The 12533-nt window shown below is 62.2% G+C and carries 12 protein-coding genes, 3 tRNA genes and 1 riboswitch; of the genes, 14 read left to right on the top strand and 1 reads right to left on the bottom strand.

Annotated elements, in window-relative coordinates:
• Positions 1–13 precede the first annotated feature (13 nt).
• The 7 genes from mutY (at position 14) to egtB (ending at position 4343) form a co-directional block, all read left to right on the top strand.
• Positions 14–1099 (top strand): A/G-specific adenine glycosylase, encoded by a 1086-nt coding sequence (gene mutY, locus BTW07_RS05370; RefSeq protein WP_075569148.1) that lies wholly within the window; start codon positions 14–16, stop codon positions 1097–1099.
• Positions 1100–1111: 12 nt separating this feature from the next.
• The gene (locus tag BTW07_RS05375; RefSeq protein WP_075569149.1) at positions 1112–1384 is read left to right on the top strand and encodes an oxidative damage protection protein; all 273 of its coding nucleotides are present in this window, start codon (positions 1112–1114) and stop codon (positions 1382–1384) included.
• A 91-nt stretch (positions 1385–1475) separates the two neighbouring features.
• Positions 1476–1551: transfer RNA gene (locus BTW07_RS05380), tRNA-Phe, on the top strand.
• 7 nt (positions 1552–1558) lie between these two features.
• A tRNA-Gln gene (locus BTW07_RS05385) sits at positions 1559–1633 on the top strand.
• Between the two features lie 20 nt (positions 1634–1653).
• Positions 1654–1729: transfer RNA gene (locus tag BTW07_RS05390), tRNA-Thr, on the top strand.
• A gap of 158 nt (positions 1730–1887) precedes the next feature.
• A complete protein-coding gene (locus tag BTW07_RS05395) occupies positions 1888–2499 on the top strand; it encodes a LysE family translocator (RefSeq protein ID WP_075569150.1) in 612 nt (203 codons plus the stop codon).
• Positions 2500–3041: 542 nt separating this feature from the next.
• A complete protein-coding gene (gene egtB / locus BTW07_RS05400; RefSeq protein WP_083941551.1) occupies positions 3042–4343 on the top strand; it encodes an ergothioneine biosynthesis protein EgtB in 1302 nt (433 codons plus the stop codon).
• A 197-nt stretch (positions 4344–4540) separates the two neighbouring features.
• Here egtB and BTW07_RS05405 read toward each other — a convergent pair whose 3' ends face one another.
• Positions 4541–5467, bottom strand: coding sequence for a LysR family transcriptional regulator (locus BTW07_RS05405; RefSeq protein WP_075569152.1), 927 nt, complete (start codon positions 5465–5467; stop codon positions 4541–4543).
• Between the two features lie 231 nt (positions 5468–5698).
• Here BTW07_RS05405 and BTW07_RS05410 point away from each other — a divergent pair, with 231 nt between their 5' ends.
• From BTW07_RS05410 to BTW07_RS05440, 7 genes are all read left to right on the top strand, one after another.
• The gene (locus tag BTW07_RS05410) at positions 5699–6778 is read left to right on the top strand and encodes a 4-oxalomesaconate tautomerase (protein WP_075569153.1); all 1080 of its coding nucleotides are present in this window, start codon (positions 5699–5701) and stop codon (positions 6776–6778) included.
• Positions 6779–6825: 47 nt separating this feature from the next.
• Positions 6826–7935: a Bug family tripartite tricarboxylate transporter substrate binding protein gene (locus BTW07_RS05415; RefSeq protein ID WP_110661406.1), complete on the top strand. Its 1110-nt coding sequence runs from the start codon at positions 6826–6828 to the stop codon at positions 7933–7935.
• Positions 7936–7972: 37 nt separating this feature from the next.
• Positions 7973–9928 carry a tripartite tricarboxylate transporter permease gene (locus BTW07_RS05420; RefSeq protein ID WP_075569154.1) on the top strand — a complete coding sequence of 652 codons (1956 nt, stop codon included), beginning with the start codon at positions 7973–7975 and terminating at the stop codon, positions 9926–9928.
• 212 nt (positions 9929–10140) lie between these two features.
• The gene (locus tag BTW07_RS05425) at positions 10141–11055 is read left to right on the top strand and encodes an MBL fold metallo-hydrolase (RefSeq protein WP_075569155.1); all 915 of its coding nucleotides are present in this window, start codon (positions 10141–10143) and stop codon (positions 11053–11055) included.
• Positions 11056–11138: 83 nt separating this feature from the next.
• Positions 11139–11223: riboswitch (Fluoride riboswitch) on the top strand.
• A gap of 101 nt (positions 11224–11324) precedes the next feature.
• Positions 11325–11726 (top strand): fluoride efflux transporter CrcB, encoded by a 402-nt coding sequence (gene crcB, locus BTW07_RS05430; RefSeq protein WP_075569156.1) that lies wholly within the window; start codon positions 11325–11327, stop codon positions 11724–11726.
• Positions 11723–12058, top strand: coding sequence for a DUF190 domain-containing protein (locus BTW07_RS05435; protein ID WP_075569157.1), 336 nt, complete (start codon positions 11723–11725; stop codon positions 12056–12058). Before crcB ends, BTW07_RS05435 begins: the two co-directional genes overlap by 4 nt.
• Positions 12059–12153: 95 nt before the next feature.
• Complete coding sequence (locus tag BTW07_RS05440; protein ID WP_075569158.1) at positions 12154–12531, top strand: ArsR/SmtB family transcription factor; 378 nt, start codon at positions 12154–12156, stop codon at positions 12529–12531.
• Positions 12532–12533: the final 2 nt, after the last annotated feature.

Raw genomic sequence — 12533 nt, forward strand, 5'->3', positions numbered from 1 at the left:
GAAGAGGTGCCGTTTGGCAGAGATAGCCCTATCGGACGAGGCCTTTCGCCAACGCGTGTTCGACTGGTTCGATGCGCACGGCCGCAAGTCTTTGCCGTGGCAGTACGACAAGACGCCGTACCGGATCTGGGTGTCGGAGATCATGCTCCAGCAGACTCAGGTCACCACTGTCATTCCCTATTTCGAACGCTTCATGGCGCGCTTTCCCGATGTTCAGGCGTTGGCCCAAGCGCCTCAGGATGACGTGCTGCACCTTTGGACGGGGCTTGGCTACTACGCCCGCGCGCGCAACCTGCACAAGGCTGCCAAGGTCGTCGTGGCCGAGTACGCCGGAGAGTTCCCGACCCACGATCTCGCGGCGATGACCGCCTTGCCGGGAATCGGCCGCTCGACCGCCGGCGCTATCGTCAGCATCAGTACCGGCCAGCGGGCCGCGATTCTCGATGGCAACGTCAAACGCGTGCTGGCCCGCCTGCATGCGGTGGACGGCTGGCCGGGCAAGGGCGACGTTCTGGCGAGACTATGGACGCTGGCGGAACGCTATACGCCTCACCGGCGACTGCCGGACTACACCCAGGCGATGATGGATCTGGGCGCGATGATCTGCACCCGCGGCAAGCCGAGCTGCCTGCTGTGTCCGTTCGAGGATGTCTGCGTGGCACACGCCCAGGGCGATGAGCGCCGCTACCCCGGTTCCAAACCCAGGCGCGAGTTGCCGACGCGCCAGACACAGATGTTACTGTTGCAGGACGACACGGGCCGAGTCCTGCTCGAGCAGCGTCCGTCCAGCGGCCTGTGGGGCGGTCTATGGGGCTTTCCCCAGTTCGAGGGAGACAGCGAGCTGCATGAGTGGCTGGAACGCCACTGCCGGGGCGTGCATCTCGAATCCGCCTGGCGGCCGTTCACGCACACGTTCACCCATTTTCGGCTGGAGATCACCCCCCGCCCGGCAAGGCTTCCGGGCCAGCACGTCATCCCGGCGGTGGCCGAGTCCAATCGGCAGTGGGTCGATCCCGCCGAGCCCGCCAGCGTCGGTCTGGCTGCGCCGGTGAAAGCGCTGCTGGCGACGCTCGCCCAGACCCACGCACTCAACGCATGACAGGAGGTTTTCATGGCGCAGACCGTATTTTGCCGCAAGTATCAGCAAGAGCTCGACGCTCTGGCATTTCCGCCGCTGCCCGGCCCCAAGGGCCAGGAGATCCAGCAGACGGTTTCCAAACGTGCCTGGGAGGAGTGGCAGGCGTTGCAGACCCGGCTGATCAACGAAAAGCATCTCAACATGCTGGACCCGGAATCGCGGGCATATTTGATGACCCAGATGAACCGCTTCTTCGACAACCAGGAAACCGATCATGCCGAGGGGTACGTACCGACCGGCCAGTGATTTCGGGCGCCGTGAAAGGAACTCATCTTTTTGAAATAAAAAGGCTTGACCCCAAAACGGCTTGCTGGTTAAATGCGTCCCCGTTGGCGAAGGCCAGATAGCTCAGTCGGTAGAGCAGGGGATTGAAAATCCCCGTGTCGGCGGTTCGATTCCGTCTCTGGCCACCATCAATGCTGGGGTATCGCCAAGTGGTAAGGCACCGGTTTTTGGTATCGGCATGCGCAGGTTCGAATCCTGCTACCCCAGCCATCGCTGACGTCTCTATGCTCGCCGACATAGCTCAGTTGGTAGAGCAACTGACTTGTAATCAGTAGGTCCCGGGTTCGACTCCTGGTGTCGGCACCAGAGCTTAGAGATTGTTTTACAAGGCTTTTTTAGCCTTGCAAGAGACCGCCAATTTGGCGGTTTTTTTGTTTTACGTGTGCGTAGATTATAGCTACAAATGGTCGTGAGATTGTTGCCGCTAGGCTTTGACCACCTACAGTTTCAAATCGCGTGGCGCCATGGAAAATATAATTGCTTTTGTCTTCGCCGCTACGCTGCTCACCTTGACCCCAGGGCTCGATACGGCGTTGGTGCTTAGAACGGCTTCGATAGAAGGTCCCGGGCAAGCGGTGAAGGCCGCGCTGGGAATCAATGTCGGTTGTTTTCTATGGGGGGCTGCGGTTGCCTTTGGTCTGGGCGCGATAATTGCCGTCTCGGAATTCGCTTACAGCGTGCTGAAGTATTGCGGTGCTGCTTACCTATGCTGGCTGGGTTTGAACATGCTGCTTTCGCCTCGCTGCGGTATAGGGCCCGCCGGTGCGCACCCGATTAAGCGTGAAAACTGGTTCCTCAAAGGAGTCTTGGGTAACGCGCTGAATCCAAAGGTAGGTGTCTTCTATGCGTCATTTCTTCCACAGTTTATTCCCCAGGGCAGTTCGTTAATCGTTTGGACGTTTGGACTCGTTGCAATTCACGTGGTTATTGGCTCGGCATGGTCCCTGACTCTTATCGGAGCAACTCGGCCGCTTGACCGCTTTCTTCGTAATGAGCGAGTGGTTCAATGGATGAATAGAACTACTGGTCTGGTGTTTCTGCTATTCGCAGCGCGCTTGGCGTACAGTAAGCGCTGATCTCGGTTATGGTATATGGACGACAGCGCAGATGACATAGTGGCACGTCGCTTGTGTTGGCCAGCGAGATGCTCGAGTCCTCCATCTTCCGCGAAGAACGATGTCCGTTAGCTCCCGGATTGTCTTATCGATTGCTTTTCACATTGGCCATGCCACGCCGCTTCATGCTTTGCAGGGCGAACGCTCTTCTTTTGTCATCACTCCTTCCTTTAAAGCTCAGTTCGAAAAAGGGTGCCAGTTACTATCGAACGAGCTCGCCAACTCAGTAACTTTTCATCGCCCTAGTTGTGTAGTTTGAATTCACGTCATTGATTTTTTGTTTTTAATGTCGTTTGAAAGAGGTTGCCAAAGCATCTGAGCGCCTGCTTGCCACGCCATAGAGCCTGGCGACCCCCGCGAGCTTGCTCGCGGGGGCTGGAGTGGCTACACCTTGTACGAGCTGTCGAGCATGGCGAGCATTCGCCATGACTGATCGTTGTGACCGCTCGAGTGCCAGAGAGAATGACAGCGGCTGGCTGAATCAATACACAGGGGAGTGGCTTATGACATCGACACCGGGTATGGCTATCGAGACGCCCGATAGCGCGCATTTGAAAGATTGGCTACGTGAGTACCAGCGGGTTCGTGACGCCTCCGAGTCGCTTTGTGCGCCACTGGAAAAAGAAGATTACATCGTCCAGAGCATGAATGACGTGAGTCCGCCGAAGTGGCATCTGGCGCATGTCAGCTGGTTTTTCGAGGCGTTCCTGCTGACGCCGTTCCTGAAAGATTACCGAACACTCGATCCCGCCTACGACTTCCTGTTCAATTCCTATTATGAAACCTATGGCACCCCGTTCCCGCGGGCCAATCGCGGTTTGATCTCTCGTCCCACCGTGGACGACGTTTACCGTTACCGGGCGCATGTCGACGATGCCATGAGCGAGTTGCTCACGGGGCCGCCGGCCGAACATGTCGAGGAAATCGAGCGTCGACTCACGCTGGGCCTACACCATGAGCAACAGCATCAGGAGCTGTTGCTGATGGATATCAAGCACATTCTCGCTCAGAACCCGTTGTTCCCCATCTATCGCAACGACCTGGCGCCAGCCCCCGAATGTGCATTCCGCGAGCTCGGGTGGCGTGTCTATCCCGGCGGGGTACGCCAGATCGGCCATGACGAGGCTGGCCAAGGGTTTGCCTACGATCACGAGATGCCTCGGCATCGCCAGTTCGTCGAGGCTTTCGAGATCGCCGATCGGCCCATCACCAATGGCGAGTTTCTGGAATTCATGCGGGCAGGCGGTTATGAAAAGCCGGATTACTGGCTGTCCGAAGGTTGGCAAAGAGTCAAGCAGGAGGGCTGGACGTGTCCGCTCTACTGGCTCGAGCGGGAAGGCATCTGGCATTACTTTACGCTGGGCGGCCTAATGCCCGTGAATCTCGAGGCGCCTGTGTGTCATGTGAGCTATTTCGAAGCCGACGCTTATGCGCATTGGGCCGGAGCCCGGCTGCCGACGGAGGCCGAGTGGGAAGTGGTTGCAGAAGGCCTGGCGCCCCGGCAGGGCAATTTCGTCGAGCAGGATCACTTGCAGCCAACCGTGGCTGGCGCGTCGGCTGAATCGGGGCAGATGTTCGGCGACGTTTGGGAATGGACGGGCAGCGCCTATCGACCGTACCCGGGATTCAAGAAGCTGGCGGGCAGTCTGGGGGAATACAACGGCAAGTTCATGTCCGGCCAGATGGTGCTGCGTGGCGGTTGCTGCGCCACACCGCAGGATCATATTCGCACCACCTACCGTAACTTCTTTCCTCCGAGCGCTCGTTGGGCATTTTCCGGTTTCCGTCTGGCACGGGAGGCGTGAATGGGGGCGTGTCGCCGAACCGGGTGACGGCGTGAGTCTGCAGGTTCGCCTATTGGTCGGACGATCCGACCGATGGCTATCCGTGCCTCGAGATTTTGCGTGATTTCCTGTCGCACCCAATGGATGCCGTCGTCATATCACCGCTTGGCGGCGGTCACCGCTTCCAAGCCCATCAGGTCGTGCCGATATCTGGATCATCACAAATTGATTGGCCCGGCGCCGCCCTCGGCGCCACTCTTGTCCCAATGTCTCAGCAGCGTTTCGACGAAGCGTTCCGCGGCCGGGGAGAGCGCGCTGTCCCGACGTCGCACCATGCCCAGGGTCCGTTTCACCAGCGGCTCGACCAGGGGGCGCTGGACCAGCAGCGGGTGCTCCTGATCGGGCATCGATAACCTGGGGACCGCCGCGACGCCCAGTCCGGCCTCGACCATGCCGAGCGAGGTCGACAGGTGCTGGACTTCGTAGAACCAGGTCGGTCGCTGGGTCAGCGACGAGAGTTCATGGTCCAGCAGCATCCGATTGCCGCTCATCTTTCCGACACCGATCAGTTTGTGCGTGCTGAGCTCGCTCCAGGTGATGCTGTCATGCGCCGCCAGCGGGTGGTCGTGCCGGCACACCAGCACGAAGGGTTCCACCACCAACGGCGTGAAGAGGATATCGGGATGGTGCCCGCTGAGCATGTTGATGCCGAATTCCGCCTCGCCGCTGAGCACGGCACCGAGCCCGTCGTTCGCGCTCAGGTCGAGAAGGCGAATGCGGATATTGGGATAGCGGGCGTTGTACTCCCGGATGACCGCCGGCAGGAAATAGAACGCGGCGGTGGGAATGCAGGCCAGCGTGATCTGGCCGATCCGGTTCTCGGCCAGGGCGCGAATGTTGAACAGCGCATGGTCGAACTCATCCACCAGGCGTTTGGCCTGGGGGAAGAAGTCCCGCCCCACGGTGGTGAGCGACACGCTGCGAGTCGTGCGTGCCAATAGCGGCGTTCCCAGAATGGATTCCAGCTTCTTGATGCGCCGGCTCAGGGCCGGCTGGGAGAGATTGAGCGACTGCGCCGCCGCCTGGAAGCTCTCCAGTTCCGCGACCTTGAGGAACGCCTGGATCTGCTGCAGCTCATAGTTCATGGCTCAAAACTTATAGTTCATTGGTCTAATGCCACCTTGATCGGCGCCTCGGGAAAGCTCATCGCCTGACTCCGTTTTTTCATGACTATCAATGGCTTGACTCTCCTGAGCCTATTGATGTGTTTGATGCATTAATCGTCACGATAATTGCATTGGATCGCTCGATACAAGCATGCGAGTTTGCCCTCCACCAGTGGCCGCGGGTCGGCCGAAACGTGGAAGGAACGATCTATGCAAGCCATTCCCTGCGTGCTGATGCGCGGTGGTACATCGAAGGGCCCGGTATTTCTGGGTAGCGATCTGCCCCGGGATCCTGCCCGGCGCGACGAGATGCTGCTGGCGCTGATGGGGTCGGGCAACGAGCTGGAGGTGGACGGCATCGGCGGCGGTTATCCGCAGACCAGCAAGGTCGCCATCGTGTCGCCCTCGTCGGAGCCCGGCATCGACGTGGATTACCTGTTCGTCCAGGTCATGGTCGAACAGCGACGCGTGGATACCTCTCCCAACTGCGGCAACATGCTGAGCGCTGTCGGCCCCTTCGCCATAGAACAGGGACTGGTGGCGGCCCAGGGCAACGTCACGCGGGTCACGATCCGCAACGTCAACACCCAGAGCGTCATCGACGCCGATATCCAGACGCCGGACGGACGGGTCACTTACGTCGGCGAGACGCATATCGATGGTGTCCCCGGCACGGCCGCGCCGGTGTTGCTGGAGTTTCGCAACGCCGTGGGAGCGAAGACCGGCGAGCTCTATCCCACCGGCCATCCACGAGACGTCATCGACGGCGTCGAGGTGACCTGCATCGACGCCGCCATGCCCATGGTTCTGATGCGGGCGGCGGACTTCGGCAAGCGGGGTGACGAGTCGCCGGCCGAACTCGACGGGGATCGCGAGCTGATGGCGAGGCTGGAGTCGATCCGGCGACAGGCCGGGATCGCCATGGGTCTGGGCGATGTCGCCAACAAGGTGATTCCCAAACCTGTCCTGATCAGTGCACCGCAAGCGGGCGGTGTTCTGCAGGTTCGGTATTTCATGCCGCATCGTTGTCATCGCGCGCTCGCCATCACCGGTGGCGTGGGTCTCGCCGTGGCATGCGTCGACGGTCGCGGGATCACCGACGGTCTCGCCAGCGTGTCGGACGACAGCGGACTGATGGAGCTCGAGCATCCGAGCGGCCGGTTGGGCGTCGTCAGCCATTGGCCCGCGGGGCAGCAGTGGCCGCGCTGCTCGCTGGTGCGTACCGCTCGCCGGCTGTTCAGCGGCTCGGTATTCGTCCCGGAAACGCTGGAGCTGGATGCCGCCGGCTGAGGACGTCGGACACACCATTCAATACAACACCAAGAGAAGGAGAGGATATGCACGCCAAGCCGAAACTCTCGCGAATGCCTTGCCGGCGCTGGTGGATCGCCTGTGCGCTGGCGCTGTTACCGCTATTCGCCGAAGCCGACGATGCCCAGCCCACGCCCGACACGCTGACCTGGACGGTGCCGTTCGGGGTCGGCGGGGGCACCGATGTCTGGGCGCGCTTCATGTCGCACTGGATGGCGCAGTCGCTGCCCCAGCATCCTGCCATCGTTATCGACAACGTACCCGGGGGCGGTTCGATCACCGGTACCAATCTCTTCTATACCCGCGCTCAGCCCAATGGCGAGGCGATGCTGGTCACTTCGGCCTCCACCCAGTTCCCGGCCATGCTCAAGGATCCGCGGGTCCGCTTCGATTACGCCAAGTGGACCCCGATCATTGCCGCGCCCACCGGTGGCGTGGTCTACGTCCAGCCGCGTTTCGGCCAGGAGACCGGCGAGATCCTCGACAATCTGCGCGAGGAGCCGACGAAGTTCGCGATGCAGACGCCGACCGGGCTCGAGATGCCGGTGATGCTGGCATTCGACATGCTGGGCCTGGCGGTCGAGCCGGTCTTCGGCATGCGCAGTCGTGGCGAGGGGCGCCTGGCGTTCGAGCGCGGGGAAGCCGGGGTCGATTTCCAGACCACCTCGGCCTACTTCAGCAGCGTCACGCCGCTGGTCGAATCCGGACAGGCCGTGCCGCTCTTTTCGCTGGGCGTGATGAACGAAGAGGGCGTGATCGTGCGTGACCCCGCCTTCCCCGATCTGCCCACGTTCTCGGAACTCTATCTGGCCCAGCCCGGCGCCAGCCGAGACGACGTCGCCTACGAGGTCTTCCACAAGTTCTTCGCCTCCGGCTACGCCCTGCAGAAGCTGCTGCTGGTACCCAAGCAGGTCGACGCCAAGCTGTTGGCGGGCTATCGCGCCGGTGCCAAGGCCCTTACGACGAACGAGGACTTTCTGGCCGCCGCGCGTCGGCAGGTCGGGCCATACGAGCCGGTCGTGGGAGAGGTCGCCGCCAGGCAGCTGGCGTCCGCGATGGAACTCAGCGATGCCCGTCGGCAATGGGTCGTCGACTGGCTCAAGGATCGTTATGGCGTGCGGGTCGTGACGCGTTAACGGGATCGTCGTCGAGACGGTATGAGGAGACAACACAATGATGGAAGCCTTGGTCGCAAGTCTGGGCGAGGTATTCAGCGCCTCGCATCTGGTCTACATGGGCCTGGGGGTGATGATCGGTCTGCTGGTCGGCATCATCCCCGGGTTGGGGGGTATCGCCGGCATGGCGCTGCTGCTGCCGTTTCTCTACGGCATGGAGCCGGGGTTGGCGCTGGGCATGCTGATGGGCATGGTCGCGGTGATCCCCACGGGAGACACGTTCACCTCGGTGCTGATGGGAATTCCGGGTTCGAGCGCCTCCCAGGCCACCGTGATGGATGGCTTTCCGCTGGCCAAGAAGGGGCAGGCGGCGCGGGCGCTGGCCAGTGCCTTCCTGTCATCGCTGTGCGGCGGCGTCATCGGCGCCATCGTGCTGACCGGGTTCATCCTGGTCGCGCGGCCGCTGGTGCTGGCGTTCTCGTCGGCGGAGCTGTTCGTGCTGACGCTGCTGGGGCTGGCCATGGTCGCGGTGCTCTCCGGCGACAGCCTGTTCAAGGGCATGGCCGCCTGCGGTCTGGGGTTGCTGGCCGGGGCGATCGGGACGGCGCCGGCGACCGGCGAGTTTCGCCTTAACCTGGGCGTCGAGTATCTGTTCGACGGCATCCCGCTGATCGTCGTGGGGCTGGCGATCTTCGCGTTGCCGGAGATCGTCGATCTGCTCATCCGGCGCGGCAGCATCGCCCGGGAGCAGACCTCGCTGGGGCACGGATGGCGCCAGGGCATTCGGGACGTCGTCGACAATCGCGGCCTGGTCGCCAAGTGCGCCGGCATGGGGAGCCTCATCGGCACCATTCCCGGGCTTGCCGGCTCGGTCGTCGACTGGCTCACCTATGCGTTCGCATCGAAGACGGCCAAGGGCGAGAAGCATTTTGGCCAGGGCGACATTCGCGGCGTCATCGCGCCGGAATCGGCCAACAATGCCTGTGCCTGCGGAGCCATGGTGCCGACGCTGCTGTTCGGCGTGCCGGGGTCGGGCACGGCGGCGATTTTTCTGGGCGGGCTGCTGCTGCTGGGACTCGAGCCCGGGGTGAGCATGATCACCACTCATCTGGATCTGACTTACACCATCATCTGGTCGCTGGCACTGGCCAATATCCTCGGTGCCGCGCTGTGCCTGATGCTGGCGCGTCCGGTCGCCCAGCTCACGCGCATCCCCTTCGTGCTGCTGGCGCCGGTGATCACCACGCTGATTCTGTTCGCCGCCTTTCAGGCCACCCGTTCGCTGGGAGACTGGTACACGCTGATTGCCGTCGGCGCGATCGGACTGCTGTTCAAGCAGGCCGGCTGGTCTCGTCCCGCTTTCCTGATCGGCTTCGTCCTCGCACCGGGTGCCGAGACCTACTTCTACCAGAGCGTTCAGTTCCACGGCATGGCGGCGTTTCTTCGCCCCGGTGTCATCATCATCCTGACATTGATCGCGCTGGCGTTTGCCTTCCCGCTGATCAAGCGGTTGCTCCAGCGCCGGCAGCAGCCGCTGGCGGTGGGTGCCGATGTCAACCGTCAGACAGCCGATATACCGGTCCCGACCTTCGGCAAGATCGATCTGGTACTGGTCGTGGGGTTGCTCGCACTGGCGGCTGGTGCCTGGTACGACGTCAGCGGTATGTCGATGATCGGCGGCATCTTCCCGATGCTGGCCATCGCGATCATGGGCACCGGCGCGTTGCTGGCCGGTGCCCAGGCGTGGAAGGGGCAGGCGAGCTGGGTCAGCCAGCCCATCGGCCAGCCGTTGGTCTGGCTCGGCGGACTGCTTGCCCTGGTCGTCGTCGCCTCGCTACTCGGTTTCATCAGCACCGCGTTCCTCATGACACTGGGCTTCATCCGGTTCGTCGCCAGGGCACGCTGGTCGACGGCGGCGCTGATCGCCATCGGTATCGGCGCCTTCCTGCTGGGTATGCAGGCGCTACTGAACCTGCACTATCCCACGGGTTGGCTGGACGCGACGTTGTTCTAGCTTTCCGCGCGTCTGGACCTCACATGCCTCAGGAAAAGAATGCTGGAACCCGGACGGCACCGGCGACACCGGTGCCGTTTTTTGGCCTCGAGAGCGACCGTGCCCCCGAAGGTATGACCGCAGGCGCCAAACCGGCCTTGGTGTTTAAAATCGATATAACGTTATAACTGTTCAGGCGTTACTCTAGGGGGATGCTTTCCCAAGGAGCCGTCATGAATACCTTCGCTCTCTCCCGAGGTGGTGCGCACAGAGATCGACCCGATGTCGCCGGTTTTTTCGATCCCCGCACCTTCAGCATCCAGTACGTGGTGTCTGATCCTGCCACTCGCCGCTGCGTGATCATCGACCCGGTGCTCGATTTTGACGAGAAGGCCGGCGCCACCGCCACGCTGCAGGCCGACGCGCTGCTGGAATATATCGAGCGCGAAGGGCTCGTGGTCGACTGGATTCTGGATACTCATCCCCACGCGGATCACTTCTCCGCTGCGCGCTATCTGCATGACAGGACCGGCGCCCCCACCGCCATTGGCCGGCCGGTCACGCAGGTGCAGGCGCTATGGAAGGCCATCTACAACTGGCCGAAGCTGCAGGACGATGGCAGCCAGTGGGACCATCTGTTCGGCGAGGGGGACACCTTCAAGCTGGGCGAGATCGATTGCCGCGTGATGCACTCCCCGGGCCATACGCTGGCTTCGATCACCTACGTGATCGGCGATGCGGCCTTCGTTCACGACACCCTGTTCCAGCCCGATTTCGGCACCGCCCGCGCCGACTTTCCCGGCGGGAGCGCGCACCAGCTATGGCACTCGATCCAGGCGATCCTGGCGCTGCCCGATAATACGCGCCTGTTCACCGGTCACGACTACATGCCGGGCGATCGCGAACCACAGTGGGAAAGCACCGTGCGCGAGCAGCGCGAGACTAATCCGCATCGCCTGGGCGAGGGCAGCGAGGCCGAGTTTGTCGCGCTGCGCCACAAGCGTGATCGCGAACTGCCGATGCCGAAGCTGATCCTGCATGCGCTGCAGGTCAATATCCTCGGCGGACGACTGCCCGAGCCGGAGAGCAACGGCAGGCGATATCTGAAGATTCCGCTGGATGCCCTTGATGGGGCGGCGTGGGAGTGAAAAGGCGCCGTTCTGCGCATCAATCGGGCAGCGTGGCGTACCGGGACGGCCAGTGGCGCGGCCGGCGCGTTCGGTGCTAAGGTCTTGCCGTGGGAGATGGCATTCCTCCCGAGCGGCTTTCCCGATCGCTCGAACCACCGTCTATCGGTTAATGATGCCTGCGAGGCGCTTCGGTCGAGGCGTGTCAGCAGGTGTCCGTCTTTCCTTCCTGGCTGGCTCGTCTCCTCGAGCGGATCATTTCACGAAATGGATTTATCGAGGACGTTGGTATGTGGTTGTCCGTACTGTCGATCGGGGCCGGTGCCGCGATCGGCGCGAACCTGCGCTGGCTGTTGGGCGTGTGGCTCAACGCCCTGTTTCCGGCGATTCCCCCCGGTACCCTGGTGGCGAACCTGCTGGGAGCTTGGCTGATAGGCATCGGCATCGCGTTTTTCGCGCAACTGCCCTCTTTGTCGCCGGAGCTCCGGCTGTTCGTGATCACCGGTTTCCTGGGTGCGCTGACCACCTTTTCCACCTTCTCCGCCGAGATGTTCGGCAACATTCAGGCGGAACGTTACGGGATGGCGCTGCTGGGCATCGGCATTCATGTGGTGGGCTCGCTCGTCATGACGGGCCTGGGCTTTTTGACCTACGGCGTCATCCAGAACCTGCTGGGAGGATCGCAACAATGAATCGGCTCAAGAGCGGTTACGAGGTGATATTCATCGTGCCCGAATCACGCCGCCACGACGGCAAGCGTGTCTACGACTGGATCGTCGAGACGGCAAAGAGCCTGGGCATCGGCCGGATGACCCAGCGCGGCGACGTCGAGGGGACCGGGGCGGATGGCAAGCTCCATTCCGCTCATTTCTTCGACCTGGCCGACCAGCCCATCGAGCTGATGTACGCGATGGACGAGGAGACGGCGGAGCGCTTCGTGACGGCCGTCGAGGCAACGGGGGCGCCGGTCTTCTGTATCTGCCGGCCCGTTCACTTCGGTCAGTTGAACGACAATAGCGGCTGAGATCGGTGCAACCGGGGGCTCCTGAGGGAGCCAATTCCGTTGGATCTCCCTCCAATGACATTGCCAGGGTTTGATATGTCTTATATTCTGGACATATGGACATATATGCCGTTACCCAAAGCTTTGCCGCCCTGTCCCAGGAGACGCGGCTCGAGGCCTACCGGCTGCTCGTGCGCCACGAGCCCGAGGGGCTGCCCGCCGGCGAGGTGGCGCGTCAGCTCGGCGTGCCGCACAACACCATGTCGGCCCATCTCTCGGTGCTGGCGCGGGCGGGGTGGGTCGTCTCCCGGCGGCAGAGCCGGTCGATCATCTATCGCGCCGATCTTTCCCACATGAGAGAGACGATCCAGTTCCTGGTGCGTGACTGCTGCGCCGGGCATCCGGAGGTCTGTGAACCGTTCCTGTCTGCGCTGGGTGGCTGCGCCGCTGAAGACGAGCAGGGCGGCGAACGGAACCTCGAAGACAAACCGTGAGG

The organism is Salinicola socius (genome assembly GCF_001937195.1).
In the GTDB taxonomy this organism is placed as follows: Bacteria; Pseudomonadota; Gammaproteobacteria; order Pseudomonadales; family Halomonadaceae; genus Salinicola; species Salinicola socius.